The 26,550-nt window shown below is 64.0% G+C and carries 21 protein-coding genes; 10 read left to right on the top strand and 11 right to left on the bottom strand.

From position 1 onward, the window contains the following. The first annotated feature begins 129 nt into the window (after positions 1-129). Positions 130-756 (top strand): hypothetical protein, encoded by a 627-nt coding sequence (locus BLS26_RS24170; RefSeq protein WP_092515112.1) that lies wholly within the window; start codon positions 130-132, stop codon positions 754-756. Here BLS26_RS24170 and BLS26_RS24165 read toward each other — a convergent pair whose 3' ends face one another. Beyond that, positions 757-1,704, bottom strand: a complete 948-nt coding sequence (locus BLS26_RS24165; protein ID WP_092515111.1) for an alpha/beta fold hydrolase — start codon at positions 1,702-1,704, stop codon at positions 757-759. It abuts the gene before it with no gap. A 221-nt stretch (positions 1,705-1,925) separates the two neighbouring features. On the opposite strand from BLS26_RS24165, the gene BLS26_RS24160 reads away from it, so the two are divergent. After that, positions 1,926-2,393, top strand: a complete 468-nt coding sequence (locus BLS26_RS24160) for an Hsp20 family protein (RefSeq protein WP_172804678.1) — start codon at positions 1,926-1,928, stop codon at positions 2,391-2,393. A 352-nt stretch (positions 2,394-2,745) separates the two neighbouring features. Beyond that, entirely contained in the window at positions 2,746-3,690 is a 945-nt protein-coding gene (locus BLS26_RS24155) for an IS110 family transposase (RefSeq protein ID WP_092513248.1), read from the top strand. A gap of 28 nt (positions 3,691-3,718) precedes the next feature. On the opposite strand, the gene BLS26_RS24150 is transcribed toward BLS26_RS24155, so the two are convergent. Further along, entirely contained in the window at positions 3,719-4,396 is a 678-nt protein-coding gene (locus BLS26_RS24150) for a hypothetical protein (RefSeq protein WP_092515109.1), read from the bottom strand. Positions 4,397-4,894: 498 nt separating this feature from the next. Between BLS26_RS24150 and gltB the strand changes: the two genes are divergently transcribed. The 3 genes from gltB (at position 4,895) to BLS26_RS24135 (ending at position 11,708) form a co-directional block, all read left to right on the top strand. After that, positions 4,895-9,634 (top strand): glutamate synthase large subunit, encoded by a 4,740-nt coding sequence (gene gltB / locus BLS26_RS24145; RefSeq protein ID WP_092515108.1) that lies wholly within the window; start codon positions 4,895-4,897, stop codon positions 9,632-9,634. A 135-nt stretch (positions 9,635-9,769) separates the two neighbouring features. Next, positions 9,770-11,227, top strand: coding sequence for a glutamate synthase subunit beta (locus BLS26_RS24140; protein ID WP_092515107.1), 1,458 nt, complete (start codon positions 9,770-9,772; stop codon positions 11,225-11,227). Positions 11,228-11,366: 139 nt separating this feature from the next. Continuing rightward, a complete protein-coding gene (locus tag BLS26_RS24135; RefSeq protein WP_092515106.1) occupies positions 11,367-11,708 on the top strand; it encodes an endonuclease domain-containing protein in 342 nt (113 codons plus the stop codon). A 107-nt stretch (positions 11,709-11,815) separates the two neighbouring features. Here the strand turns inward: BLS26_RS24135 and BLS26_RS24130 are convergent, their stop codons facing one another. Beyond that, on the bottom strand, positions 11,816-13,528 hold the full coding sequence (locus BLS26_RS24130) for an outer membrane beta-barrel protein (protein WP_092515105.1): 1,713 nt from the start codon (positions 13,526-13,528) through the stop codon (positions 11,816-11,818). Positions 13,529-13,740: 212 nt separating this feature from the next. Between BLS26_RS24130 and BLS26_RS24125 the strand changes: the two genes are divergently transcribed. Then, positions 13,741-14,757, top strand: coding sequence for an SIS domain-containing protein (locus tag BLS26_RS24125; RefSeq protein WP_092515104.1), 1,017 nt, complete (start codon positions 13,741-13,743; stop codon positions 14,755-14,757). Positions 14,758-14,879: 122 nt separating this feature from the next. Here BLS26_RS24125 and BLS26_RS24120 read toward each other — a convergent pair whose 3' ends face one another. Beyond that, positions 14,880-15,431 carry a carboxymuconolactone decarboxylase family protein gene (locus BLS26_RS24120; protein ID WP_092515103.1) on the bottom strand — a complete coding sequence of 184 codons (552 nt, stop codon included), beginning with the start codon at positions 15,429-15,431 and terminating at the stop codon, positions 14,880-14,882. 72 nt (positions 15,432-15,503) lie between these two features. Between BLS26_RS24120 and BLS26_RS24115 the strand changes: the two genes are divergently transcribed. Next, positions 15,504-15,851 (top strand): helix-turn-helix domain-containing protein, encoded by a 348-nt coding sequence (locus BLS26_RS24115; protein WP_092515102.1) that lies wholly within the window; start codon positions 15,504-15,506, stop codon positions 15,849-15,851. On the opposite strand, the gene BLS26_RS24110 is transcribed toward BLS26_RS24115, so the two are convergent. From BLS26_RS24110 to hemH, 3 genes are all read right to left on the bottom strand, one after another. Then, positions 15,848-16,294 (bottom strand): NfeD family protein, encoded by a 447-nt coding sequence (locus BLS26_RS24110; RefSeq protein WP_092515101.1) that lies wholly within the window; start codon positions 16,292-16,294, stop codon positions 15,848-15,850. The two genes, BLS26_RS24115 and BLS26_RS24110, sit on opposite strands and share 4 nt — an antisense overlap. Positions 16,295-16,517: 223 nt before the next feature. Further along, the gene (locus tag BLS26_RS24105; protein ID WP_092515100.1) at positions 16,518-17,516 is read right to left on the bottom strand and encodes an SPFH domain-containing protein; all 999 of its coding nucleotides are present in this window, start codon (positions 17,514-17,516) and stop codon (positions 16,518-16,520) included. A gap of 276 nt (positions 17,517-17,792) precedes the next feature. Next, entirely contained in the window at positions 17,793-18,830 is a 1,038-nt protein-coding gene (hemH, locus tag BLS26_RS24100; protein ID WP_092515099.1) for a ferrochelatase, read from the bottom strand. A 90-nt stretch (positions 18,831-18,920) separates the two neighbouring features. On the opposite strand from hemH, the gene BLS26_RS24095 reads away from it, so the two are divergent. Together BLS26_RS24095 and BLS26_RS24085 are read left to right on the top strand one after the other, a co-directional pair. Then, a complete protein-coding gene (locus tag BLS26_RS24095; RefSeq protein WP_092515098.1) occupies positions 18,921-19,319 on the top strand; it encodes an MAPEG family protein in 399 nt (132 codons plus the stop codon). An 831-nt stretch (positions 19,320-20,150) separates the two neighbouring features. Beyond that, a complete protein-coding gene (locus tag BLS26_RS24085; RefSeq protein WP_092509475.1) occupies positions 20,151-21,113 on the top strand; it encodes an IS110 family transposase in 963 nt (320 codons plus the stop codon). Between the two features lie 317 nt (positions 21,114-21,430). Here the strand turns inward: BLS26_RS24085 and tenA are convergent, their stop codons facing one another. The 4 genes from tenA to BLS26_RS24065 all read right to left on the bottom strand — a co-directional run bounded on the left by tenA (position 21,431) and on the right by BLS26_RS24065 (position 26,373). Next, entirely contained in the window at positions 21,431-22,096 is a 666-nt protein-coding gene (tenA, locus tag BLS26_RS24080) for a thiaminase II (protein WP_092515096.1), read from the bottom strand. Between the two features lie 133 nt (positions 22,097-22,229). After that, positions 22,230-23,306: a nickel/cobalt transporter gene (locus tag BLS26_RS24075; RefSeq protein ID WP_371360662.1), complete on the bottom strand. Its 1,077-nt coding sequence runs from the start codon at positions 23,304-23,306 to the stop codon at positions 22,230-22,232. A gap of 212 nt (positions 23,307-23,518) precedes the next feature. Continuing rightward, a complete protein-coding gene (locus BLS26_RS24070; protein WP_092518492.1) occupies positions 23,519-24,148 on the bottom strand; it encodes a DUF1007 family protein in 630 nt (209 codons plus the stop codon). Between the two features lie 140 nt (positions 24,149-24,288). After that, a complete protein-coding gene (locus BLS26_RS24065) occupies positions 24,289-26,373 on the bottom strand; it encodes a M3 family metallopeptidase (RefSeq protein ID WP_092518490.1) in 2,085 nt (694 codons plus the stop codon). Positions 26,374-26,550: the final 177 nt, after the last annotated feature.

Raw genomic sequence — 26,550 nt, 5'->3', positions numbered from 1 at the left:
GGCTTCGAATTCCGCGAAAACTTGGCTTGCATCCAGAAGTAGTGCGACGACCATAAATTCGCCTTTTCAACACCGTCCATCATCTCAGATGGATATTTTTCATCCGCTGCTTTTGAGGGATTTGGAGCCATGACAGACGCCGCACCTGCCGCCGCCGTTTCGCCCAACAATCCCTGCCCGTTCCTGCGCGCGCTGGTCGCGAACGGCTATGTCGGCGGCCACGTCGTGCCGCTTTCCAAGATCGCCGAAACTATCACCCTCGCCAGCGGCGAGACCGGCGCCGGCAAGATCAAGGTGTGGATGGAGACCTTCGGCGTCGCGCAGATGGCGAACGGCAATCCGTTGAAGAGCTTCATCTTCGGCGCGGTGCTGGACGAGTTGCGCAACGGCCCGCTCGACAAGCATGGCGCCGGCTCGCGCATTCTCGACGTCGAAGCGCATGTGCATGAGGACGAAATCGTCCGTCTCGGCACGTTCGGCAAGAATCGGCCTGACGGTGCCGGCGGCATGGAACTCGGACTCAACGCCAAGGAAATCGAAACCTACATGGCGGCCAATCTCGAGCGCGCCGGCGACGCAGCGCGCTTTTATTATCCCATACTGATGAAGGGCGAATGGCCGGTGCTGTTGCGTATCATGGGCAAGGGCGACGGCGACGAGCGTTATCTTAGCGTCGCCGAGGTCAAAACGCTGTTCGTCGAGCGGCGTTTCCCGGCCCGGATCGTCGCGCGCCTGCCGTCACCGCCGGCAAGTTGATCACTTGAACAGCGGCGTACCGGGCACGAAGGCGTCGAACGCCGCCCAGAATTGCGCGCGGTAGCGGTCCTGCTCCTGCAGGATTTCGTGCTTGGAGCCCGCGATCACCAGATGCGAGCCGGCGCGCAGGTGATAGGCGAACTCCTCGATCGCCGAGGTCGAGACGATGCTGTCGTTGCTGGCGGCCAGCATCAGGATCGGCTGGCGGATTTCCGACGGGTAGTTGGCGCCGCGAAAGGTGTGCATCGCCCGGAACGCGGTATCGGCCCAGGCCACCGTCGGCGAACCGATGCCGAGCGTCGGGTCTTCTTCGAGGATCGCGGCGTTGCGGGCGAAGCGCACGGGATCGCTGGTGAAGGGATTGTTGACGAAGGATTCCGAACCGGTCAGCGCGTCGCTGCCGCCGGGCACGTAGCGGCCGCCCTGGCCGGTCAGCCGCATGATCCGAAGCAGCGCACGCGCCGGAAACGAAGTGGCGCGGCCCGGCAGGTCGATCATCGGCGCCGACAGCACCATGCGATCGAACCAGCGTTTGCCCGCATGCGCGATCCGCAGCATGACGGCGCCGCCCATCGAATGCGCCAGCGCGAAATAGGGCGGCGGACAATCCGGCAGCACCACCTGCTGCACGAAGGTCTCGACGTCGACTTCGAAATCGGAGAAATCGCGGACATAGCCCTTGCGCGGATCGCGCAACCGCCGCGACGAATGCCCCTGGCCGCGCCAGTCGATCATCGCCACCGCAAAACCGCGGTCGCGCAGGTCGCGCACCGTCTCGAAATATTTCTCGATCGATTCGCTGCGCCCGGTGAAGACGCAGACCGTGCCCTTGCGGCCCGCCGGCGGCGCCCAGCGCGCAAACCGCAATTCGGCGCCGTCGGGCGTCTTGATGGTGCCCGAGACAACATCCTCCGGAACCGGATTGGCGGGAATCGAGACGAGCGTCATGACCGGAACCGGATAGGTGAAAAGGGCTGGAAATCAAGGCGGGAGGGCGAAAAAGGGAGGCCTTTGCGGCCCTCTTGAACGCCGTTTGTCCCCTCCCATATCACTTCTGTGCAGGCCGCTACCAGTGTTTCGGAACCGGGACCTGAAGGCTGCACAAGACGAAAGCCCGGCCCGATGGCGGGCGGGTTAATTGCAACAGTCGCTCAATGGAGGACTACCCTATGCGTACCTACGATCTCACCCCGTTCTATCGTTCCACCGTCGGCTTCGACCGCTTCTTCAACCTGCTGGATCAGGCCACCGCAGACGGCAGCCCCGGTTATCCCCCCTACAATATCGAGCGCACCGGTGAGAACGCCTACCGCATCAGCGTCGCGGTCTCCGGCTTCTCGCAGGGCGAGCTTTCGATCGTCGCCAAGGAAAACACCCTGACGATCAAGGGCGAGAAATCCGCCAACGAAAACGGCGCCGAGAAATCCGAAGTGCTTTACCGCGGCATCGCCGCCCGCGCCTTCGAACGCGCCTTCCAGCTCGCCGACTTCGTCCAGGTGAAAAACGCCTCGCTCGAGAACGGCCTGCTTCACGTCGATCTCGTCCGCGAGATTCCCGAGGCCAAGAAGCCCCGCAGCATTCCGATCTCGTCCAGCAACAAGGCCCCGCAGGTGGTCGACGCTTCGGTAGCCGCGTAACGCGATCAAGGCTTTCGGCAGATATTGGCCGAAACGAAAACGCCCCGGGAAACCGGGGCATTTTTTGTTGCAGCCGTCGTCCCTGCCTAGTGCGCAATTGCGCACGGGCGCAGGAACCCATAGCCACCGGCAGTCGTTTTACGAAAGGTCTCTCCCATCCCGCCTTATCGTTAGATCACGCGGTATGGGTCCCTGTGTGTGCAGGGTCTGTCATGATGGGGTGGGCGGGAAGCCGTTGGGTCCCTGGCGCATGACGCCGTAAGCCGGCTCGGTCTCCCGCCCGTTTCGACCATTAACCTGAACAGTTGCACGAGGCTGCGCCAACAGACCTCGCATCACAGGGACAGGCCCCATGATCTTATCCCTTCGCTGCGTCGGAATCGACGTCTCCAAGCATACGCTCGACATTTTTGATGATGCCGTCGGCAAACCCGAGCGCATCGCCAACGCGCTACAGGCCATCACGGAGCAGGTGGCGCGTTGGCGATGCGGCAATGTCTTTGTCGTATTCGAAGCCACAGGCGTCTACGACCGAGAACTTGCCGAAGCGTTGCATCGGGCCAGGATCCGGTTTGCCCGCATCAATCCCGCCCGCGCTCGCGACTTTGCCCGCGCGCGAGGACGGCTGGCTAAAACCGATGCGATTGACGCCCACATGCTCGCCGGCTTTGCGCGGACGATGGCGCCGGCTTCCGAACAGGCGCCAGATCCAGCCCGGAACGCCCTGTCACTCCTCGCAAAACGCCGCGATCAACTGGTCCACATGCGGGCTCAGGAGAAGAACCGGCGCAGCGAGACGCGTGATCCCGCCATGATCGAAAGCATTGCGCGCCTCATCGACTTCCTCAACGGCGAGGTCAAGGCGATCGAGGCCAGGATCAAAACCCTCATCAAGGCCGAGCCGACGATATCCGACGACGCGCGTCTGATACGATCGGCACCAGGCGTCGGGCCTGTCGCCTGTATGCAGCTCATCGCCCAGATGCCCGAACTCGGTCGCGTCGGGCCTAAGCAGGTGGCTGCGTTGGCTGGTCTGGCTCCGCTTAACGTCGATAGCGGCCTATATCGCGGCAAACGAGCCATCGGTGGCGGCCGCAAGCGGGTCCGCGACGCTCTCTACATGGCCGCTCTCAACGCCGTACGCCGCGATGGTTCGGTTAAAGCTTTTTACCAAAAGCTCCGCACCGCCGGTAAACCCGCCAAACTTGCCCTGATCGCCGTAGCCCGAAAACTCCTCACGACCCTCAACGCCATGGTGCGAGACCGGAAAGCCTACCTCGCACCACGGCCTTCATAACAGTTGCCTGCTTTCGCAGGGACGACAGCTACTCCAGCCCCTGCACCTTCGGCAGGTCCTTGGTCGGCGCAATCTCGGCCACGGGCTTTGCCGGAGCCTGACCGGTCGTGACGGCCGGCGGAGCCGCTGGCGCCTCCGCCGGCTTCGACTGCGCTGCCGCCGATTGCTGCTGTGGTTCAGGCTGGGCATCGGGCTTGACGTCCGGCTTGGCGGCGAGCGGGCTCGCCTTCGGCACCGGCACGGTGCGGCTGGCCACATGCGGGATCGCCCGTGGCGGCCGCGGCTCGCCCCTGACAGGGGTGCCGGGCGGCAACGGACCGCTTTGGCCGTGGATCACCGCCGGCTCCTCGCTGAAATTGTTCCCGATGGTGTAACCGGGCCTGAAGCGGATGATCCGCCCGTCACGGGCATCGACGATCAGCCGGCCGCTCTCACCGCTGCGATCGACCACCTCGATCGCGTAGACGAAGCCGCGCTGCCGGGGGATGCCCAGCGGCGAGAACCCGTTCTCGCGCACCACCGTATAAACCTCTTCCGGTGGCAGCAGCCGCGGGCCGGAGCCGTAAGGCGCGCCTGGGGCATCCGGCATCGCCGCATAGGGACCGCCAAAATCGGAGACGGGCGTATAGGGCGCCAACCTCTGCGCCTGCGCGCCGGCCGCGAACAGAACCAGGCTCGCCGCCAAACATCCGGTGAACAACTTCATCGTGAGTGCTCCTGTAAGTCCCAACGCCTCTGAATGCGAAGGCCCGAGCTTTTCGCCCTCTTGCCTGCCATTCCCGGGGGCGAATTCATTCGTCCCCCTCGCGAATTTCGTCGCAAAATCCGGCGGACCTTGGGCCGGATCGCGGCGCGTTTGCTTCAAATCCGGGGCGGCGGTTTCAGCCCGCGAACGGCACGGATCAGCCATGCGGGCAAGGACTCTCACGTGCTTGTGTGATAGACAAAAATTTGGCATGGTCAGAGTTAGGACAGTATCACTGTCTCAATTGCGCGGCGGTCCCGGCACAGGGATTGCAACGAAATCTGGGTGCTTCGAGCTCCAGGGAAGTACAGGCAAGGCCGTTCCTCAGGGACGTTGAACGCCCAAGCCTGAATTTAGGAAATTACGGCTCGCGGAGGACGAGCGGTGGCCCGGTGGGTGCCGCAAACGTCCAAGGTGCGTCGATCAAACGGTGGCCCTTACCTAGTTAAGAGGATTGTGATGAGCGGGTCGGAATTCGAGCGCGAAAACATCGGGACAGCAGCACTGTCGGCGACCGCGGCTTCGAAACCGGCCGACACCGATACGCCGCGCGAATTTTCTTGGCGTCCGCCGGCGGAGGGCATGTACGACCCGAGCCTGGAAAAGGATTCCTGTGGCGTCGGTTTCATCGCCAACATCAAGGGCGTGAAGTCGCACCAGATCGTCTCGGATGCGATCAATATTCTGTGCAACCTCGAACATCGCGGCGCGGTCGGCGCCGACCCGCGCGCCGGCGACGGCGCCGGCATCCTGGTGCAGATCCCGCACGCCTTTTTCAAGCGCAAGGCCGCCGAGATCGGCTTCCAGTTGCCGGAGCCCGGCGACTATGCGATCGGCGCGCTGTTCCTGCCGAAGGAAACCGCGTGGCGCAAAGTCATCCAGAGCATCGTCGCCGAACAGATCAAGGCCGAAGGCCTGATGCTGCTCGGCTGGCGCGACGTTCCGTCCGACAACTCTTCGCTGGGTGAAACCGTCAAGCCGACCGAGCCCTACCACATGCAGGTGTTCATCGGTCGCAACGGCGGCGCCAAGACCGAGGACGAATTCGAACGCCGGCTTTACATTCTGCGCAAGTCGATCTCGCAGGCGATCTACCAGCGCCGCGAGCGCGGCCTCGCCGGCTATTATCCGGCGTCGATGTCGTGCCGCACCGTGATCTACAAGGGCATGTTCCTCGCCGACCAGCTCGGCAAGTATTATCCCGACCTGCACGAAGCGGATTTCGAGAGCGCGCTGGCGCTGGTGCATCAGCGCTTCTCGACCAACACCTTCCCGGCGTGGTCGCTGGCGCATCCGTACCGGATGGTGGCGCATAACGGCGAAATCAACACGCTGCGCGGCAACGTCAACTGGATGGCGGCACGACAGGCTTCCGTGCATTCCGAACTCTACGGCAAGGACATCTCCAGGCTGTGGCCGATCTCCTACGAAGGCCAGAGCGACACCGCCTGCTTCGACAACGGCCTCGAATTCCTGGTGCAGGGCGGTTACTCGCTGCCGCACGCCGTGATGATGATGATTCCGGAAGCGTGGGCCGGCAATCCCCTGATGGATGAGCAGCGCCGCGCGTTCTACGAATATCACGCAGCCCTGATGGAGCCGTGGGACGGCCCCGCCGCGATCGCCTTCACCGACGGCCGCCAGATCGGCGCCACGCTCGACCGCAACGGCCTGCGCCCGGCGCGCTATCTCGTCACCAGGGACGACCGCATCGTGATGGCGTCCGAAATGGGCGTGCTGAAAATCCCCGAGGACCAGATCGTCACCAAGTGGCGGCTGCAGCCCGGCAAGATGCTGCTGGTCGACCTCGAACAGGGACGCCTGATTCCCGACGACGAGATCAAGGCCGAGCTCGCCAAGAGCCATCCTTACGCCGACTGGCTGCACCGCACCCAGATTCAGCTCGAGGAATTGCCGGATGCCGCCACCAAGGGCATGCGTTCCAACCTGCCGCTGCTCGATCGGCAGCAGGCGTTCGGCTATAGCCAAGAAGACATCACCATCCTGATGACGCCGATGGCGTCGACCGGCGAGGAAGCCGCGGGCTCGATGGGCAACGACACGCCGATCTCGGCGCTGTCGGACCGGCCGAAGCCGCTGTTCACCTACTTCAAGCAGAATTTTGCGCAGGTCACCAACCCGCCGATCGATCCCATTCGTGAAGAACTGGTGATGAGCCTCGTTTCCATCATCGGACCGCGGCCGAACCTGTTCGACCTGCAGGGCCTCGCCTCGACCAAGCGGCTCGAAGTGCGCCAGCCGATCCTGACCGACGCCGATCTGGAGAAGATCCGCTCGATCACCGATGTTGCCGACAGCCATTTCAAGTCGCGTACGCTCGACACCACCTTCCATGCCGGCTTCGGCGCGGCGGGCCTCGAACAGGTGCTCGACGAACTCTGTGCACGTGCCGAAGGTGCGGTGCGCGAGGGCGTCAACATCATCATCCTGTCCGACCGCATGGCCGGCTCAGACCGGATTCCGATCCCGTCGCTGCTCGCCTGCGCCGCCGTGCATCATCATCTGATCCGCACGGGCCTACGCACTTCGGTCGGCCTCGTCGTCGAATCCGGCGAGCCGCGCGAAGTACATCACTTTGCTTGTCTGGCCGGTTACGGCGCCGAAGCGATCAATCCGTATCTGGCGTTCGAGACCATCATCGCGATGAAGGACCGTCTGCCCGGCTCGCTCGACGACTATGAACTCGTCAAGCGCTACATCAAGTCGATCGGCAAGGGTCTGCTCAAGGTGATGTCCAAGATGGGCATCTCGACCTACCAGTCCTATTGCGGCGCGCAGATCTTCGACGCGGTCGGTCTCAAGGCCGATTTCGTCGCCAAGTACTTTGCCGGCACCCACACCCGCATCGAGGGCGTGGGTCTGGCCGAAATCGCCGAGGAAACCGTGCGCCGCCATGGCGACGCGTTCGGCGACGCACAGGTCTACAAGTCGGCACTCGATGTCGGCGGCGAATATGCCTACCGCACCCGCGGCGAAGACCACGCCTGGACCGCCGAGACGGTCGGCCTGCTGCAGCATGCCGCGCGCGGCAATTCGCTGGAGCGCTACAAGGCATTCGCCAAGGTTCTCAACGAGCAGTCCGAGCGGTTGTTGACCCTGCGCGGCCTGTTCCGGATCAAGACCGCCGAGGACGAGAAGCGCAAGCCGATCAAGCTCGACCAGGTCGAGCCGGCCAAGGACATCGTCAAGCGTTTCGCCACCGGTGCAATGTCGTTCGGCTCGATCTCGCGCGAGGCGCATACGACGCTCGCGATCGCCATGAACCGGATCGGCGGCAAGTCCAACACCGGCGAAGGCGGCGAAGAGTCCGATCGCTTCAAGCCGATGCCGAACGGCGACAGCATGCGCTCGGCGATCAAGCAGGTCGCCTCGGGCCGCTTCGGCGTGACGACGGAATATCTCGTCAACTCCGACATGATGCAGATCAAGATGGCGCAGGGCGCCAAGCCCGGCGAAGGCGGACAGCTGCCCGGCCACAAGGTCGACGCGGTAATCGCCCGCGTACGGCATTCGACGCCGGGCGTCGGCCTGATCTCGCCGCCGCCGCATCACGACATCTATTCGATCGAGGATCTGGCGCAGCTGATCTACGACCTCAAGAACGTCAATCCGGACGGCCAGGTCTCGGTCAAGCTGGTTTCCGAAATCGGCGTCGGCACCGTCGCGGCGGGCGTTGCCAAGGCGCGCGCTGACCATGTCACCATCGCGGGCTTCGAAGGCGGCACCGGCGCGTCCCCCCTCACCTCGATCAAGCACGCGGGTTCGCCATGGGAAATCGGCCTCGCCGAAACCCACCAGACGCTGGTGCGCGAACGGCTGCGCAGCCGGATCGTGGTCCAGGTCGACGGCGGCTTCCGCACCGGACGCGACGTCGTGATCGGCGCGCTCCTGGGTGCCGACGAGTTCGGCTTCGCCACCGCCCCCCTGATCGCGGCCGGCTGCATCATGATGCGCAAGTGCCATCTCAACACCTGCCCGGTCGGCGTCGCGACCCAGGATCCCGTGTTGCGCAAGCGCTTCACTGGCCAGCCCGAGCACGTCATCAACTACTTCTTCTTCGTCGCCGAGGAAGTCCGCGAGATCATGGCGCAGCTCGGCTACCGCACCTTCAACGAGATGGTCGGCCAGACCCAGATGCTCGACCAGTCCACGCTGGTGGCGCACTGGAAGGCCAAGGGGCTCGATTTCTCAAAGCTGTTCGTGCGGCAGAAGGAATTACCCGGCCAGAAGATCTATCACGCCGAAAACCAGAACCATCACCTCGAAGCCGTGCTCGACCGCCGGCTGATCGAAAAGGCGCGGGCCGCGATCGACCGCGGCGCGCCGGTCAGGATCGAAGAAGAGATCAACAACACCGACCGTTCCGCCGGCGCGATGCTGTCGGGGACGATTGCGAAGATCTACGGCAATGCCGGGCTGCCGCATGACACCATCCATGTCGGCCTGAAGGGCACGGCGGGTCAGGCGTTCGGCGCGTGGCTCGCCAAGGGCGTCACCTTCGAGCTCGAAGGCGAAGGCAACGACTATGTCGGCAAGGGCCTGTCCGGCGGACGCATCATCGTCAAGCCACCGAGGAATTCCGGCATCGTGCCGGAAGAGTCGATCATCGTCGGCAACACCGTGATGTACGGCGCGATCGAGGGCGAATGCTATTTCCGCGGCATCGCCGGCGAGCGCTTCGCGGTGCGCAACTCGGGCGCAATCGCGGTCGTCGAAGGCGCCGGCGACCATTGCTGCGAATACATGACCGGCGGCATCGTCGTGGTGCTGGGCAAGACCGGGCGCAACTTCGCGGCCGGCATGTCCGGCGGCATCGCCTACGTGCTGGATGAGGCCGGCGATTTCACCAAGCTCTGCAACATGGCGATGGTCGAGCTCGAACCGGTGCTCTCGGAAGAGACGATCAACGCGAATACCTATCACCACGCCGGCGACCTCGAAGCGCACGGGCGGGTCGACGTGTTCAAGGACCTGCTCGACTCCGACATCGAGCGGTTGCACATCCTGATCACGCGTCACGCCAAGCTGACCGATTCGAAGAAGGCCGCCGAGATCCTCGCGAACTGGAAGACGTGGCTGCCTAAATTCCGCAAGGTGATGCCGGTGGAATACCGCCGCGCGCTGAAGGAATTGAAGGCCAACGCCGACGCCGAGCCGAAGATCGCGATCGGGGCTTAGACATCACCACGCGTCGTTCCGGGGCACGCACCGCGCGAACCCGGAACCTCGCAAATCATCATCGAGATTCCGGGTCTGCGCCGGCGGCGCATCCTGGAATGACGGGAACGACGAAGCAGAAGTCGCAGGGGCGTTATGGGCAAGATCACAGGTTTTCTGGAAATCGACCGGCATGACCGCAAGTATGCGCCGGTCGCCGACCGCGTGAAGCACTATCGCGAATTCGTCATTCCCCTGAGCGAGAAAGACACCCGCGACCAGGCCGCGCGCTGCATGAATTGCGGCATCCCCTATTGCCACGGCACCGGTTCGGTTCAGCCGGGTACGCCGGGCTGTCCGGTCAACAACCAGATCCCCGATTTCAACGACCTCGTCTACCAGAACAACTGGGAAGAGGCCTCGCGCAACCTGCATTCGACCAACAATTTCCCGGAATTCACCGGCCGCATCTGCCCGGCGCCGTGCGAAGCGTCCTGCACGCTCAACATCGACGACAACCCGGTCACCATCAAGACCATCGAATGCGCCATCGTCGATCGCGCCTGGGACAATGGCTGGCTGCCGCCCGAGATCGCGGCGACCAAGTCCGGCAAGAAGGTCGCGATCGTCGGCTCCGGTCCTGCGGGCCTTGCCGCAGCCCAACAACTCGCGCGCGCCGGCCATGACGTCCATGTCTACGAGAAGTTCGCCAAGGCCGGCGGTTTGCTCCGTTACGGCATTCCCGACTTCAAGATGGAAAAGCACATCATCGACCGCCGCGTGGCGCAGATGGAGGCCGAGGGCGTCACCTTCCATTACGGCGTCCATGTCGGCGGCAACGTTTCGGGCGCGCTCGATCCGCGCGAACTCATGACCCAGTATGACGCGGTGGCGCTGACCGGCGGCGCCGAAGCCGGCCGCGACCTGCCGATCCCCGGCCGCGACCTCGACGGCATTCACTTCGCGATGGACTTCCTGCCGCAACAAAACCGCCGCGTCTCTTCGGAGCCGGTGAGCGGCGTCAAGGACATCCTCGCCGACGGCAAGCATGTCGTCGTGATTGGCGGCGGCGACACCGGCTCGGACTGCATCGGCACCTCGTTCCGTCAGGGCGCGAAATCCGTGACCCAGCTCGAAATCATGCCGGCGCCGCCCGAGCATGAGAACAAGGGCCTGACCTGGCCGAACTGGCCGCTGAAGATGCGGACCTCGTCGAGCCAGGCCGAAGGCGCGCGCCGCGAATTCGCAGTGCTGACGCAGAAATTTTCGGGCGTGGACGGCAAGGTGCAGAAGCTGCACTGCGTGCAGGTCGACGACAAGTTCAAGCCGATCGCCGGCACCGAATTCGATATCGACGCCCAGCTGGTGCTGCTGGCGATGGGATTCGTGCATCCGGTGCACGAGGGCATGTTGAAGACGCTCGGCGTCGACCTCGACCAGCGCGGCAACGTCCGCGCCAACCTGCAGGACTACCAGACCTCGCTGCCGAACGTGTTCGCCGCCGGCGACATGCGCCGCGGCCAGTCGCTGGTGGTATGGGCGATCCGCGAAGGCCGCCTCTGCGCCCGCGCGATCGATCAGTTCCTGATGGGGTCGACGACGCTGCCGCGGTAACTCTTCGCCTTACTTTATCCCTCCCCCTTGTGGGGAGGGTGGCGCGCAGCGCCGGGTGGGGGTCGCGCACGGCAGTGTGCAAAAAATGCCTTAGCTCAATCATCTCCGACCTTCGGCCAATCGCTTCCGGGAGGTTGACTTGGCCAACGAGAACGCCCGCGCACTTCGCAAGCGGCTGACGCCGCAGGAAGTCAAACTATGGGTCAAGCTGCGCGAAATCAAAACGCTTGGCTTTCATTTCCGGCGGCAGGCGCCGATCGGACCTTATATCGTCGATTTCGTTTCTTTTCGCTCACGACTCGTCATTGAAGCCGATGGCGGTCAACATGGCATGCCGGACGGCGCGCGGTCGGACCAGGAGCGCGATGCGTTTCTGAAATCACAAGGCTTCATGGTTCTTCGATTCTGGAATTCAGACATCGATGCCAATCTCACTGGCGTGATGGAAGAGATTTTGAGAGTGCTGAAGCAAGCGATGTGACGGATTGCGGTTCTCTCCGCATATTCACTTTTTCGCGCACTGCCGTGCGCTACCCCCACCCGGCGCTTCGCGCCACCCTCCCCACAAGGGGGAGGGATAGAGGGGAACTAATTCTGCAACCTCACACCCAGCATCACCACTGTCGACGCGGTGCTGTTGCCGGGCAGATTCGAATCCAGCCAGTCGCGGCGCAGGGTGCCCTTGAGCCAGATGTTGCGGCTCATCTTGTAGATCACGTCGCCGGACAGCGAGTAGAACTTGTCGTGGCGGCTGTCGCCCTGGTAGTCGAGCGAACCCCAGGTGAACCTGCCGATCCCGGTCAGCCAGCGGCGGAAGTCGTGATCGACTTCGACGGTGTAGGTATGCGTCAGCACGCCCGAAGTGCCGGGCAGCGTGGTCTCCGAGATCGCGGTGTCGGAATTGAATTTGGCCGTCGTCAGCGGCGTCACGGTCCAGGTCAGCGAGGATGACACCAGCAGGCCCTCGAGCCGGTTGAGCCTGGGATCGACATAGTCGCGCGCGGCGTAGCCGACGCCGATTTCGCCGATCAAGAGCCGCGAGAACTCGAAGCTGGTGCCGCCCTTGATGTAGCCGCCACTGGAGTCGCGCGCATAGCCGTTGCGATCGAGCCTGAGGTCATGCACGCGGCTGTCGCCCTCGACTTCCATGAACGGCTTGAGGCCCGGCATCAGGTCGTAGCTGACGCGGCCGATGCCGCCGAACTGGTTGAAGTTGCGGTCGTCGTTGCTGGAGAACGTGCCGTCGGTCAGCTTGGAGTCGGTGTAGGCGGTACGGTCAACGGTGGCGCCGGCCGAGATCTGCAGCCGGTTGAAGTTGTGGTCGACGCCGAAGGTGCCGCCGAACGACGCATAGACCGGATATCTGGCAAGCCCCGCCTGGATGTTCGGGCTGCCGGGATTGTCGGTCGCGACCTGCAACCGCGTCTGCGCCAGCAGGCGCGTATCGTTGGTGACGTCGAGGCGGCCGTCGACATGGCCGGTGAAATTCGGACGATCGATATTGACCGGCGCCGGCGAGACCGTGCCGTCGGCCGGCGGCGGAAAGGTGTTGCCGTAGCCGGTGAACGATCCTCTGAGGTCGGCGACCAGCGCGTGGCGCTCCCAGTCGGAGACGGCGAGGAATTCGGGCGCGACCACATAGAACGGCGAGCCGCGGGGCACCGCCGTGCGGGCCGGGTTGGTGTCGTAGCCGGCCGAGAGTTCGAGCGCCGATTTGATCAGGAAGGCGCCGGCGTAGTCGCCGACCGCGCCGAACGGATCGTCGTCGACCTTGAGCCGCTTGCGCAAGGGCTGGCCAACCACCGTGCCGGCCATCGCGGGTGCGATCGGCGTCTTGTTGGCGGACTGCGACGGCGGAACCGAAAGCCGCAGCGTGGCCGATGCCAGCGGTGGCGGCGGATTGCCGGGTCCGACCGGCGGCTTCGGTTTGGCCTGACCCGGATAGTATTTCGTCTGCCTGCGTTTGCGGTTCAGCGAGTCGTAGCCCCAGTCCGATGCGCCGCTGGCGGCGGCGTTGCCGTAGCGCGGGATCTGTCCAATCCGCGACGGCGCGGGCGCGTCCTGACCGCGCAGCCGCGTGTCGCTGCCGGCATCGCCGGTTTGGGTGCCGGCATCAGCCGTCGTCCGCCGCAACGGCGAATCCGCCGATGTGATCTGGCTGGAGCGGGTCGGGCTGAACAGGTCTGATGTGACGGTCTGGGCATGAGCCCTGGTGCCGCCCAGGGCGATCAGCACAAGGCATGACAAGGCCGCGCGAAGGGACAGCGCGCACAGGCCTCGGACCCTTGCTGGACCCGCCATCACGATAAAAAAATACCCCAACAACGTCAGATACTTGCGTGACGCACCCCGAATGCAGCGGAAAACGTCGTTAATGGAGTTAAAACAATTATGGTTAATGAGCCGTTGAGAGCGGGTGGGCGCGCGTCGCATCACCGCGCCGGCCATGCTAAGGAGGGGTCCGGGGGCTGCAGCCCCTCCTCCCTGGAAGCAGACATCTCGTTAAGGCAGACATGGCCAATCCGAATCCGCTGATGGCAAAATCATCCGGCACCGATCACGCTGACGCCGCCATCCAGTCGGCCCTGCGCACGTTGGACGCGGAAGGCAGCGGCATCGCCGCGATCACGGCGGCGCTGCAATCCGATCTGCGGGCGCCGTTCGTCGCGGCCACCGACCTGATCAACAACGCCAAGGGCCGGCTGATCGTCACCGGGCTCGGCAAATCAGGCCATATCGGCCGCAAGATCGCGGCGACGTTCGCCTCGACCGGCACGCCGGCATTTTTCGTCCACGCCGCCGAGGCGAGCCACGGCGATCTCGGCATGATCACCGCCGACGACGTCATCCTGGCGCTGTCATGGTCCGGCGAGCAGCCGGAGATGAAGAATCTGATCACCTACGCCAAGCGGTTCCGGATTCCGGTGATCGCGATCAGCGCGGAGCGGGAGTCCTCGCTCGCCAAGGCCGCCGACGTCGCGCTGACCTTGCCGAAGGCGCGCGAGGCCTGCCCGCATAATCTCGCGCCGACCACCTCCTCGCTGATGATGCTGGCGCTCGGCGATGCGCTGGCGATCGCGCTGTTGGAAGGCCGCGGCTTCACCTCGGTCGATTTCAGCGTGCTGCATCCCGGCGGCAAGCTCGGCGCGCTGCTGAAATACATCCGAGACCTCATGCATGCGGGCGATAGCGTGCCGCTGAAGCCGCTCGGCACCAAAATGTCGGATGCGCTGGTCGAGATGACGTCGAAAGGCTTTGGCTGCGTCGGCATCATCGACGGGCGCGGCCATATCGTCGGCATCGTCACCGACGGCGATCTGCGCCGCCACATGCTTCGGCCGGACCTGATGACCGCCAGCGTCGACGACGTGATGACCAAGAATCCGAAGACGATCGGCCGCGATATGCTGGCCAGCGAGGCGCTGGAGATCCTCAACTCCTCGAAGATCACGGCGCTGATCATCACCGACGCCGGCAAGCCGGTCGGCATCGTGCATCTGCACGATCTGCTTCGCGCGGGCGTGGCGTAAAGTCACCGACATGCTGCGTAGGGTGGGTTAGGCGAAGCCGTAACCCACCGCGTTATCAAATGCGCCGTACGTAGTTGGTGGGTTACGCTTCGCTAACCCACCCTACGTCCTCGCAACGACGGCTACTTCGGAAACCGCGCCGCGCTCGTCTCCAGCGGCAGCGCCATGGTGTTCGCCAGATACGACACGGTGCGATAGAATCCGCACAGCATGATGATTTCGAGAATCTGCGCCTCGTTGTAATGCGCCGACAGCGACTTGAATTCGGCATCGCCGAGCGTCGCCCGCTCATGCAGCGCGTCGACGGCTGCGATCAGCGCCTGCTCGGCGGGTGACCAGCACGCGGCATCGGCTTTATCCCGCACGGTGGCGCGGACCTGTTCTGTCGTCAGATCGGCGGCTTCCGCGAACGCCGCGACATGCACGCCCCATTCGTATTCGCAGGCATTTTTCGCGCAGGTGCGGTCGATGACGATTTCACGCTCGCGCAGCGACAACGGCCCGCGGTCCAGCAGGCTGCCGCCGCGAAACTTCTCCCAGGCACGGGCGTGCCCCGCCATCACCCGGAACAGCAGCAGCGGCGGCGCGCCGCGCATGATGCGGTCGAACTGCGCCTGGATCTCCGGTGCATAAGGCGGCTCCAGCGGCGCGAGGCGCGGCATGGCCTGTGACATCGTCGTCTCCCGTGCTACACTAAACGTAGCACTACGCTACAATATCTGTAGCAATACGCAAGAGGGCTTTCGATGGCGAAACCGGCCTCCACCCCGAAGAAACAAGCCGTGCGCGGCTCCCGATCGGGCCGGCCGATCATGGCGCTGCTCGATCTGCTCGGCCGGCGCTGGACCTTGCGGATCGTCTGGGAGCTGCGCGACGCCCCCTTGACCTCCCGCGCGCTGCGCACCGCCTGCGACGACGCCTCGCCGACCATCGTTCAGGCCCGGCTGACCGAACTGCGCGAAGCCGGCCTGGTCGAACTCGAACAGGGCGACGGCTATCGCCTGACGGCCCTGGGCCGCGAGCTCGAGCAGACGTTCCTGCCCCTCCACCGCTTTGCCGAGCGCTGGAGCAGGCACGTGAACGGCTCGAACTAGGCCGCCGCCACCGTCAGGCTGGCGCCGTCGGCCTGCACGATTCTAACCCGGCTCCCGGCCGGCGTGTCCGGCCCGGCGACGCGCCAGATGGTGTCGTCGATCCGCACCGTACCGGCGCCGTCGACGATCGGCTTTTCCAGCGTGAACTCCCGGCCGATCATGGCTTCGGTGCGCTTGTTGAGGAACGGATTGCTGACGCTGTGGCTGGAGGCGCTGCGGGCGAAGTAGCGCCATGCCGGCACGGCGGCAGCGGCGAATAGCGCAAACATCAGAAGCTGCGTCTGCCATGCCGGGTTGATCGCAAACGACAGCAGCCCGACCAGCAGGGCGGCGAGCCCGAGCCAGAACAGGAACACACCCGGCGCGAGCAGCTCCAGCGCCATCAGGACGAATCCGAAGATCAGCCAGTTCCAGGTGCCTAACGTCACAAACATCTCGGCCATGACACGACCTTTCAATTATCTTGTCAGTCGATCTCGATAACAAAACGGCGGTGCGCTCCCTCTCCCGCTTGCGGGGGAGGGTCGGGGTGGGGGTGCCGCTACGAACACCGGCGCAAGTGGAGAAATTCCCCCACCCGCCGCGCTCTTCGAGCGCGTCGACCTCCCCCGCAAGCGGGAGAGGTAAGCAGAGTTCGGAGATAGACTGAACAAGATCAATTCCTCCTCACCGCTGCGGCGTGAACGGCGGCGGGGTCGGGCCGGCCGGCGGCACTGAACCGCGCCGGGCGGCGGCTGTGGCCGAGGCTGCGCTTTCGCCGAAGGTGGCCTTGGCGATTTCACCGATGCCGGCGAGCGAGCCGAGAAGGCTGGTCGCCTCGATCGGCAGCATGATGATCTTCTGGTTCGGCGAATCCGCAAACTGCCCGAACGCCTTGATGTACTTGTCGGCGATAAAATAGTTCAGCGCCGCGACGTCGCCCTTGGCGATGGCGTCGGAGACCATCTGCGTCGCCTTGGCCTCGGCTTCGGCGGAGCGTTCGCGCGCCTCGGCGTCGCGGAACGCGGCTTCCTTGCGGCCTTCGGCCTGCAGGATCTGGCCCTGCTTGGCGCCTTCGGCACGAAGGATTTCAGATTGCCGCTGGCCTTCGGCCTGCAGAATGTCGGCGCGCTTGACGCGCTCGGCCTTCATCTGGCGTCCCATCGCCTCGACCAGGTCGGCCGGCGGCACGATATCCTTGATCTCGATGCGGTTGACCTTGAGACCCCACGGTGACACCGCGGCATCGACCACGCGCAGCAGGCGCTCGTTGATCTCGTCGCGATGCGACAGCACCTGGTCGAGATCCATCGAGCCCATCACCGAACGGATGTTGGTCATGGTCAGCACGATGATCGCCTGATCGAGATTGGAGACCTCATAACTGGCCTTGGCGGCGTCGAACACCTGGAAGAACGCGACGCCGTCCACCGTCACGGTGGCGTTGTCCTTGGTGATCACTTCCTGCTCGGGAATGGAAATCACCTGCTCCATCATGTTCATCTTGCGGCCGACGCGGTCGAAATAGGGAACGATGATGTTCAGTCCCGGCGACAGCGTGCGGGTATATTTGCCGAACCGTTCGATGGTCCAGTCGTAGCCCTGCGCCACCGTCTTGACGCCTGCAAACAGCGTGACGATGACGAGCAGTACAAACGCAATCGCGAAAATATCGAAACCAGTCATAAAGTCCTCCAAAGCCGCATCACCATGTCCGCGGACGTATTATATTATTTGGTCTGAATGCCCGCCGCGACGGTTCAGTGCAACTTCACCAATATAGGTAAGGGGGAGTTTCGGGGCCGCCAGATGTATCCGCCCTGAAGAACAGCGGCCAAGAACAGCGTCCAAGTGCCTCGTTTCGTTCATGAAGCAACCGGCTTCACATAATCGTCAAATCCAGCGCTCTTGTTTGAGCATGATCTTTTCGGAAAACCGGTATCCACTTTTCCGGATCATGCTCTAAATCCATCCCTGTAGCTCGCGCAGCACGAGCTGGCGGATGACGTCCATGCCGGGATCGCTGTCGTTGAGGCAGGGGATAGCCGCGAATTGCTCGCCGCCATTGTGCTTGAAGATCTCGGCGTTTTCCTGCGCGATCTCTTCCAGCGTCTCCAGGCAATCGGCGGAGAAGCCGGGCGTCACGACGGCAATGCGCCGCACCCCATCCTTGGCAAGCTGCGCGATGGTCTTGTCCGTATAGGGCTGCAACCACGCGTCGAAGCCGAAGCGCGACTGAAACGTAAGCATCAGTGTTGTGGCATCAAGCCCCATGCGCTTGCGCAGCGCTTCCGTTGTTGCGACGCACTGCGCCTGGTACGGATCGCCTTTGTCGACATATTTCTGCGGCATGCCGTGAAACGACGCCACGATCAGTTCGGGTTGAAACGGCAGCGTCGCCAGATGGGCGTTGATCGATAAAGCGAGCGCATCGATATAGTCGGGATCGTCGTAATAAGGCGGCGTCACCCGCAACGTCGGCTGCGCGCGCATGCCGGCCAGCACCTTGAACACCTCGTCGCAGACGGTGGCCGAGGTCGCGGCCGAATATTGCGGATAGAGCGGCACCACCAGCAGGCGGTCGCAGCCTTGCGCGGTCAAAGCGTCGATGCGCGAGCGGATCGAGGGATTGCCGTAGCGCATCGCCCAGTCGACGACGACATGGTCATGGTCGGCGATCCCGGCCGCGAGCTTCTCGGCCTGCGCCCGCGTAATGGTCTTGAGCGGGGACTCGTTCTTTTCGGTGTTCCAGATCTTGCGGTAATCGCGGGCCTTGCGGCGGGGGCGGATGCGCAGGATGACGCCGTTGAGGATCAGCTTCCACTTCAGGCCCTGGTCCTCGATAACGCGCGGGTCGGAGAGGAATTCCTTCAGGTAGACCCGCACGCCCCGGGCATCCGCCGTATCGGGCGTGCCGAGGTTGACCAGCAGCACGCCGACACGCTCCGGCCGGGCGGCCGGCTCAGGCTTCGCGCTTCCAATGGGAACGACCACGGTCATGATTTCAGTGGCTTCGCGCGTTGCACCATCCTTGTCAAGATAACCGTCCGTTCGGTACGCTTGCGCATATTGCCGCGGGCGGGAGGAACCATGACGGTCGCCGAATTCTGCGTTTTCGGGGTGGTGGCGCTCTATCTCTTGACCATCGTGCCGGTCAAATGGATCGGCTATCGCAAATATGACAACGCCAAGCCGCGCGACCCCGCGTTTTACGACGACGCCATCCGCGCCCGCGCGCTGGGCGCCCACCTCAACGGCATCGAGGCGTTTCCGTTCTTTGCGGTCGCCGTGCTGCTGGCGGAGTTTCGCCTCGGGCCGCTGCGCCTGATCGACGAACTGGCGGTGTTGTTTCTGATCGTGCGGATTGCCTATGTCTTCACCTATCTCGGCAACCGCCCGCGGCTGCGATCGATCCTGTGGAACATCGGATTCACGATCAATGTCGCGATTTTCTTTCTGCCGCTGATCAAGGGATATTTGCCGGGGTGATGCCTCCGCCCTCTCCACGTCATTGCGAGCGAAGCGAAGCAATCCAGTCTTTCTTAGCGCGGCAAGATGGATTGCCGCGTCGCTTCGCTCCCTTGCACAAACGCTTTGCGTTTGTTGCAGGCAATGACGGATGAGAGAGTGGAGGCTCCCCATGTTCGTCATCCCCCGCGAAGGCGGGGGATCCAGTACGCCGCGGCTTATCGGTTCAATCACAAGCGCCTCTGGAATACTGGGTCGCCCGCCTTCGCGGGCGATGACAGCGGAGATTGTTCTCGCGGCGCGATGCGCCCGGAGTTTTGCAAGAAAACCTTGCCCTCGATATCAGAGGGCGCAGGGAAGACCGGGTGCGCGCCGCACCCGCGGTCTCGTACGCGATAGTTGCAACAAGATTTGCGCACGAGCATACAGGTTTGGCGGAAGCCTCCGGCCTTCCCTGCGCAATGGCTTTACGGCTTATACGTAATCGTCCTGGTGACCGGCTTTCTTGCCACCATCGTCGGCATCGGCTTTCGCTTCCGCCGACTTGACGCCAGCACCGGGGCGTCGGACCCAAACGATTTCGCCGTACGCTGCAGCCCGTTCGTCTCGCGTGCTGCCGCGTCCACCGCTCCCTGTCCCTCGTTTGCGACGATGGCCAACGCCCCTTGTGTCCAAAAAATTTGGCAGAATGAGCGAACGGGCGGTTGCGGACCAACCGCCCGTTGCTGGAACTGAGCCCGTACGCCCCAAAGGCGACAGAGCCTGTACCAGAGCGAGGGACAGCTCCGGCGTCTTCCTCAACCCGAACAGTTGCAAGGGCTTCGAGCCCGTACCGAGCAAGGAAGGGAGTGGATGATGGCACAAGATGATCGCATTGTCGTGGGCATCGATGTGGCAAAGGACAAGGTGGATGCGTGCATTCGCTCGCTGTCATTGCGTCAGGTCTGTCCGAACACGGGACAAGGCCACCGCAAGCTGGTGGCCTGGCTTCGCAAGTACAAGGCAACCAGGGCTGTGATGGAGGCGAGCGGCGGTTACGAGCGTGACTGGGCCAAGCTACTGCGCCAGGCCGGTGTCGAGGTGCGGATCGTCGACCCCAAACGCGTCCGCAGCTTCGCGCTATCGGCCGGCCGGCTGGCAAAGAACGATGTGATCGACGCGGAGATGATCGCCTGGTTCGCCGAGATATTTACCGAGGCGCCGAGCCAGACCCACGATGCCGCACGCGAGGAGTTGCTGGCGCTGGTGAAAGCGCGCATCGGTCTGGGTGATCTCAAGACGCGCTTGCAAAGCCAAAACGAGCATGCTGCACCAGGACTGGTTCAGAAAACGCATGCCCGCGTCTTGAAGAATCTGGTCAGTGAAATTGCCAAGCTCGAGGCGGCAATTGCGGCCAAGATCAAGGCCTCGCCACACCTTGCCGAGCGTGCCGAGATCATCGAGAGCGTGCCGGGCCTCGCCGAAACGACCTCCGCCAACCTCATTGCGGGGATGCCGGAGCTTGGGCAGGTGAGCAACAAGATCGCCGGTGCGTTATTAGGCGCCGCCCCGTACGACGACGATAGCGGCCATCGGCGCGGTGAGCGTCATATCAAGGGTGGCCGCCGCTGGGTCCGCAACGCCATCTACATGCCCTGCCTCGGCGCAGCCACGCAGAACAACCCGGTGCTCAAGGCCTTCTACGACCGCCTGATTGCCAAGGGAAAGAAGCCGAAAGTGGTGCTTGTCGCCTGCATGCGCAAGCTCATCGTCATCCTCAACATCATGATCGCACGACGGCAGAAATGGGATCCCAGCCGTTACGCACTGAACTGAGCGAGCGCACCTCACCGCGCTCGGTCGATGACCGAGCGCATGCCAAGCCAACAGACCGGAGAGCGGACGGGGTCAAGGCCGTAAGCCGCCGAAGGCGGGGCGCGCCCCGCACCAGCCTTGAGGCCCGGCCGATCGCCGGTTTACTTCAGCACAGTTGCTCTGGTGGGACAGGATGGCGGGAGTCCTAGATCTGATTTGCCCGACGGAGCCAGCGGAATATTTTTATCCGAAGGACTGGACAGACTTTTGGTGATTTGCCCGTCGGGCTAGTTTGTCGCAGCGGCGCCCTCAACATCGTCCTTGCCAGCGCACGCGACTCATGACCTCACGCGCCAGCCCATTTCCCAGAAATCGGCCTCGAGCCGGGTGGCTTCCCGGAAGATCGCGATCAATTCAGCCTCGCGGGCCGGCGTAGCGTAGCGATCCGCGAGCCCCTCCAGTTGCGCGCGCGCATGGGCCGCGACCTCCTGGTATGGCGCACCCGCATATTCCGCGATCCAGACGCTGTAGGGATTCGTCGCTGCGAGGGCACCGGGCTTTGAGGCGAGCCGGGTTGCAATCTCGGCGTAGCCGATCACGCAAGGCGCTAGCGCCACCTTGAGCGCCAGCAGATCGCCGCGCATGCCCGCATCGAGCACATACCGCGTATAGGCCAGCATCTCGACCGCGGGCGGTGCGTGCTCGAGGTCGGCGGGCGACAGCCCCCAGCCGGCGCAGAGTTTGATGTGCAGGTCCATCTCGACGTCGAGGATGGCCGAAAGGCCGGCCGCCGACTCCCGCATATCGGCGAGACCCGGCGACTTGTAGATCGCGAGCGCGTAAGCACGGGCGAACTCGATCAGGAACAGATAATCCTGCACGAGGTAATGACGAAACGCCGCCTCGGCGAGCGAACCGTCGGCCATCGCGTCGGTGAAGGGGTGCCCGGTGTAGGCCCGCCATTCGGCCGACGCTGCCGTCTTGAGGCGCTCGAAGAAACTCACAGTCAGTGCTCCCGCGTTGCGATCGTATCAACTCCTCATGGTGAGGAGGCGCGCAGCGCCGTCTCGAACCATGAGGCCCGTGGCCATCCTTCGAGACGCCGCTTCGCGGCTCCTCAGGATGAGGACCGCAGAACTATAAACACGTCACCCGCTCGGCCGCGAGATAGCCGAACAGCAGGCCGATACCGAACAGCAGCACCAAACCGGCCGCAGCGAATTCGATGCCGCGCATGATCAGCGTGCCGCGGCCGTTGCTGCCGCCAGAGAGGCGCTGGGCGAGGCCGCGTGCGGAGACCGCGAGTACGGCGATGGTGGCGACCGTGATCGCGGTGCCCAGCCCCATCACGAAGGTGGCGGCGATGCCGGCCCAGAACAGGCCTTGCGCCAGCGCAAACACCAGCACCAGGATCGCGCCCGAACAGGGCCGCAAGCCTACCGCGAAGATCGCGCCGAGCCCGCGCTGCCAGCCGCCGGGGCCGGCGAGCTGATCCGGCGTCGGGCCGTGCGAGTGGCCGCAATGCTCGTCATGCACGTGGGCGTGGTCGTGGTGATGATCGTGATCATGTCCATGATCGTGATCATGGTGGTGATGGCCGTGATCGTGATGGCCGTGCGCGTTGTCATGACCATGATGGCCGGGCGCCGCCGCCATCGCTAAGGCCGGCTCTGGCTTCGCGGAAAGCGCGCGCATAAAACCGCCGCCCTTGGTCCAGACCAGCCGGGCGCCGAACGCCACGATCAGCGCGTAGCTTGCGATCTCGATCGCCTTCTCCGCCCCGCACATGGTCTTGGCGGTGGCGTTGAGCAGCCAGGCGCAGATGCCGACCACCACCACCGCGACCAACGCCTGCAGCAGCGCCGAGGCAAACGACAGCACAATGCCGCGCCGAGCGGTCTCGCGGTTGGCGACGAGGTAGGACGAAATGACAGCCTTGCCGTGGCCGGGGCCGGCGGCGTGGAAGATGCCGTAGGCAAAGGAGATCGCCAGCAGCGTCCAGACCGCCGAGCCGTCGGATTTCGCGGCGCGGATCGTCGCCGACATCTCGCGATAGAATTCCGACTGTTTTGCCAACAGCCATCCGACGATGCCGCCGACCTGTGGTTCGGCGGCGGCCGGACGCGGGCCGCCGAACGGATTCTGCGCCAGCAGGACATGCAGCGCTCCGTCGAGAACAAGAACGGCAGCAAGCGCCGCTACAAAGACCGCCAATGCGCGATGAAATTGAATTGAGGTCCGAACTGCACCGACATCGGCACTGCGCCCCCTCTCCCGCTTGCGTGGGAGGGTTGGGGTGGGGGTGCTTCCACATCGGGATTCCCCGTGTGGAGAGAGCCCCCACCCGCCACGCTCTTCGAGCGCGTCGGCCTCCCCCGCAAGCGGGAGAGGCGAAGCGACCAAGCCGACAAGCCTCGCGTACACCGTCACGGGCAATCCACCGTGATCTTGTTGGCGAACATCATTCCGAAATTGCCACCCTCGCCGCCCAGAAAATTCTGCTCGCCGAGTTTTTGCGCACTGGCCGTGCCGTCGTTCGGCCGCTGGAACTGCATCCGGCACGCGGCGGGCGCACCAACGAGCGTCACCGGATCCGTCTCGACATATTTGAAGTCGATGAAGAAGGCGCGGTCGAATACTTCGAGCTGGAGTTGCCTGGCCTTGAACGGCGTCTTCGCCGGCAGCGTGAAATGCAGGGTCAGGAGACTGTCCTTGTAGTCGAGGAAGTAATCCACCGGCTCGAGGAAGCGCTGCTTGCTGCCGTCGGCCTTGGCAAAGGTAAAGAAGCCGAACTCCTTGAGCGATTCCACATTGGTCTGCGCCAGCGGCGCCAGCTCCTCGTGGCTGTAGGCGCCTTTGACCTTGGGCTCGAAGCCCTGCAGCGCGTAGGTTGAGAACATGTCGTCGAAGGTCCAGGCGTGACGCACGCCGGTGATCGTGCCGTCGGGGGCGTAGAGGATCTGGCTTTTGGCTGTGATCCAGACGTGGGGGTGGGCGGCGGCGGGGGATGGGCTGGCCGATAGAGCGACGATGAGCGCCAAGACGCCGAACAACATACGCAGCGTGTCGTCCCCGCGAACGCGGGGACCCATACGCCGTGCCGTCGTTGTTAGGCGATGTGGCAGAGGCCTTCCTTCACGACAAACGCCGCGGAGTATGGGTCCCCGCTTTCGCGGGGACGACGGATGGGGCAAGCTCACGCCGCTTCCGGCGTTTCGAGCAGGCCGCGGCGGCGCAAGAGCGCGTCGGGCTCGGGCTCGCGGCCGCGGAAGGCGACGTAGGCGTCTTCAGGGTCGACCGAACCGCCCGACGAATAGATGTCGTCGAGCAGGCGCTTGGCGGTGGCGGGGTCGAAGATGTTGCCGGCTTCCTCGAAGGCACCGAACGCATCGGCGTCCATCACTTCCGACCACATGTAGCTGTAATAGCCGGACGCATAGTGATCGCCGGAGAAGATGTGCCCGAACTGGGTCGGCCGGTGCCGCAGCGCGATTTCCGCGGGCATTCCAATTTTTTCCAGTTCGGCCTTCTCGAACGCTCCGACATCGCGGCTGGCAGCGGCCGGCTGGGTGTGGAATTCCAGATCGATCAGCGCCGAGGAGACGAACTCGACGGTGGCAAAGCCCTGGTTGAACTTTCGCGCGGCCAGGAAGCGCTTGAGCAGGTCGTCGGGCAGCGGCTCGCCGGTCTGGTAATGCTTGGCAAATTGCCGGAGCACCTGCGGCTGCTCCTGCCAGTGCTCGTAGAGCTGCGACGGCAGCTCGACGAAGTCGGTGAATACTGAGGTCCCCGACAGCGACGGATAAGTCACATCAGACATCATGCCGTGCAGGCCGTGGCCGAACTCGTGGAACAGGGTTCGCGCGTCGTCGGGCGACAATAGCGACGGTTCGCTGCCACTTCCCTTGGAGAAGTTGCAGACATTGATCACCAGCGGCGCGATCTCGCCGTCGAGCTTCTGCTGGTCGCGCAGCGAGGTCATCCAGGCGCCGGAGCGTTTCGAGGGCCGGGCGAAGTAGTCGCCGTAGAACAGCGCCTTGTGCTTGCCAGCGGGATCCCTGACCTCCCAGACCCGCACGTCGGGGTGCCAGACCGGGACGTCCTTGCGCTCGGAGAAGGTGACGCCGAACAGACGCGTGGCGCAGTCGAAGGCGGCGTCGATCATGTGGTCGAGCACCAGATAGGGCTTTATGGCGGCGTCATCGAAATTGGCGCGGCGTTGCCGCAGCTTCTCGGCGTAGTAGCGCCAGTCCCATGGCGCCAGCGCGAAATTGCCGCCCTCCTCCGCGATCAGCGCCTGCAGGGCGTCGCGGTCGGCGAGCGCCCGGGCCCGCGCCGGCTTCCAGACCCGCTCCAGCAGGCTTCGCACGGCGTCCGGCGTCTTGGCCATGGAATCCTCCAGCCGGTAGGCGGCGTAGGTCGGATAGCCCATGATCTTGGCTGCTTCCTCGCGCAGGCTGAGGATCTCGACGATGGTGGCGTTGTTGTCGTTGGCGTTGCCGTTGTCACCGCGCGCGGTGAATGCCCTGAACGCCTTCTCGCGCAGGTCGCGGCGGGACGAGCTCTTCAGGAACGGCTCGACCGAGGAGCGCGACAGCGTCACGATCGCCTTGCCGGCCAGCCCGCGCTCTTCCGCCGCGGCCTTCGCCGACGCGACGAACGCTTCGGAGAGGCCGCCGAAGTCGTTCTCGCCGAGCTCCATGAACCAGTCCTGTTCGTCGCCGAGCAGATGGTGGCTGAAGGACGTCCCGAGCTCCGCCAGCCGCTCGTTGATCGCGGCGCGGCGCGCCTTGGCGGCCTCGTCGAGGCCGGCGCCGGCGCGGTGGAAGTTGTTGTAGGTGCGCTCCAGCAGCCGCATCTGCTCGGTCGTGAGCCCCAGCGTGGCGCGGTTGTTGTGGATCAGCGCGATCCGGCCGAACAGCACGGCGTTCATCATGATCGGGTTCCAGTGCCGCGCCATCCGTGGCGAGACCTCCTTGTCGATCGCAAGGATTTCCGGATTGGAGTTCGCCGAAACCAGGTCGTAGAACACCGCCGATACCTTCGAGAGCAGTTTTCCCGAGCGCTCCAGCGCGGTGATGGTGTTGGCGAAGTCGGGCGTGGACGGATCGTGGGTGATCGCCGCGACCTCGGCCGAGTGGTCGGCAAAGGCCCGCTCGAACGCCGGCAGGAAGTGCTCAGGCGAAATCTCGGCAAACGGCGGCGTCTCGAACGGCGTCTGCCACGGCGTCAGCAGCGGATTGGCCTTGGGATCACCGGCATTTTGCGGGGTTTCTGACATCTCGCTTCCCATTCTTACCGCGGAGCCCGCGTGGGCTTCCGCCTTGGTTTTGACGCGTTTCGCTTCACGCGAAAACGCCCTGAAATCTGCGGCAATCTATATCACGCGATGCGGCCTTTTTGGGCCTTTTGCGCTTGATAGAGAGGGGCTTTTCGGAGAGATTGCGGCCTCAAACAG

The organism is Afipia sp. GAS231, from assembly GCF_900103365.1.
Classification (GTDB): Bacteria; Pseudomonadota; Alphaproteobacteria; order Rhizobiales; family Xanthobacteraceae; genus Bradyrhizobium.
Note: the sequence above shows the minus strand (reverse complement) of the source record. Positions and strands in the feature narration are given on the sequence as shown.

Coding starts and splice junctions, on each gene's coding strand:
- BLS26_RS24140 (WP_092515107.1), top strand. CDS start 9,770: ATGGGCAAGATCACAGGTTTTCTGGAAATCGACCGGCATGACCGCAAG.
- BLS26_RS24065 (WP_092518490.1), bottom strand. CDS start 26,373: ATGTCAGAAACCCCGCAAAATGCCGGTGATCCCAAGGCCAATCCGCTG.
- BLS26_RS24105 (WP_092515100.1), bottom strand. CDS start 17,516: ATGACTGGTTTCGATATTTTCGCGATTGCGTTTGTACTGCTCGTCATC.
- BLS26_RS24120 (WP_092515103.1), bottom strand. CDS start 15,431: ATGTCACAGGCCATGCCGCGCCTCGCGCCGCTGGAGCCGCCTTATGCA.
- BLS26_RS24070 (WP_092518492.1), bottom strand. CDS start 24,148: ATGTTGTTCGGCGTCTTGGCGCTCATCGTCGCTCTATCGGCCAGCCCA.
- BLS26_RS24095 (WP_092515098.1), top strand. CDS start 18,921: ATGACGGTCGCCGAATTCTGCGTTTTCGGGGTGGTGGCGCTCTATCTC.
- gltB (WP_092515108.1), top strand. CDS start 4,895: ATGAGCGGGTCGGAATTCGAGCGCGAAAACATCGGGACAGCAGCACTG.
- BLS26_RS24130 (WP_092515105.1), bottom strand. CDS start 13,528: ATGGCGGGTCCAGCAAGGGTCCGAGGCCTGTGCGCGCTGTCCCTTCGC.
- BLS26_RS24110 (WP_092515101.1), bottom strand. CDS start 16,294: ATGGCCGAGATGTTTGTGACGTTAGGCACCTGGAACTGGCTGATCTTC.
- BLS26_RS24160 (WP_172804678.1), top strand. CDS start 1,926: ATGCGTACCTACGATCTCACCCCGTTCTATCGTTCCACCGTCGGCTTC.
- BLS26_RS24125 (WP_092515104.1), top strand. CDS start 13,741: ATGGCCAATCCGAATCCGCTGATGGCAAAATCATCCGGCACCGATCAC.
- BLS26_RS24085 (WP_092509475.1), top strand. CDS start 20,151: ATGATGGCACAAGATGATCGCATTGTCGTGGGCATCGATGTGGCAAAG.
- BLS26_RS24165 (WP_092515111.1), bottom strand. CDS start 1,704: ATGACGCTCGTCTCGATTCCCGCCAATCCGGTTCCGGAGGATGTTGTC.
- BLS26_RS24115 (WP_092515102.1), top strand. CDS start 15,504: ATGGCGAAACCGGCCTCCACCCCGAAGAAACAAGCCGTGCGCGGCTCC.
- BLS26_RS24170 (WP_092515112.1), top strand. CDS start 130: ATGACAGACGCCGCACCTGCCGCCGCCGTTTCGCCCAACAATCCCTGC.
- hemH (WP_092515099.1), bottom strand. CDS start 18,830: ATGACCGTGGTCGTTCCCATTGGAAGCGCGAAGCCTGAGCCGGCCGCC.
- BLS26_RS24150 (WP_092515109.1), bottom strand. CDS start 4,396: ATGAAGTTGTTCACCGGATGTTTGGCGGCGAGCCTGGTTCTGTTCGCG.
- BLS26_RS24155 (WP_092513248.1), top strand. CDS start 2,746: ATGATCTTATCCCTTCGCTGCGTCGGAATCGACGTCTCCAAGCATACG.